The organism is Acidovorax sp. GW821-FHT09A11, from assembly GCF_059418365.1.
Genome location: NZ_JBWKPS010000028.1, coordinates 1 through 614 on the forward strand (window position 1 = coordinate 1; position 614 = coordinate 614).

Below are 614 nucleotides of genomic sequence, written 5' to 3' on the forward strand. Positions count from 1 at the left end.
GCCAGCCCCTGGCGCAGGTCGGCCTCCAGGTTGGAGCGCGCGTTGACGGCCGCCTGCATGTCCGGGTCGAAGAAGCGCTGGGTGTTGCGCCCCGCCGCCTTGGCCTGGTACATGGCCAGGTCGGCGCGTTTGAGCAGTTCGTCCACGCTCAGGCGTTCGTCCCCAAAGAGGGTGATGCCGATGCTGGGGGTGCTGTAGTGCTGGGCGCCGTCCAGTTCGAAGGGCTGGTTCAGGCTGGCCAGGAGTTTCTCGGCCACGGTTTCCGCCTGCGCGGCCGCCTGCGGCAGCTGGGGCGCCAGGGCTTCGAGCATGACGACGAATTCGTCGCCGCCAAAGCGCGCGACGGTGTCGGCCTCGCGCACGCTGCCCACCAGGCGCGTGGCCACCTGCGCCAGGAGCTGGTCGCCCATGTCGTGGCCCAGGGTGTCGTTGAGGTCCTTGAAGTTGTCCAGGTCGATGAACAGCAGCGCGCCCAGGTTCCTGGTGCGCTGGCACGCGGCGATGGAGCGCTGCAGGCGATCGAGCAGCAGCCGCCGGTTGGGCAGGCCCGTCAGCGCGTCGAAGAACGCCAGGCGCTCGATCTCCTGCTCCGCTCGCTTGCGGTCCGTGATGTC

Annotated in this window: 1 protein-coding gene; it reads right to left on the minus strand. The window is 69.4% G+C overall.

Features of this window, described 5'->3' with window-relative positions; all coding sequences use genetic code 11:
- On the minus strand, positions 1-614 hold a 614-nt coding region (locus AC07PV_RS25015; RefSeq protein WP_494631627.1), incomplete at both ends, for a diguanylate cyclase domain-containing protein.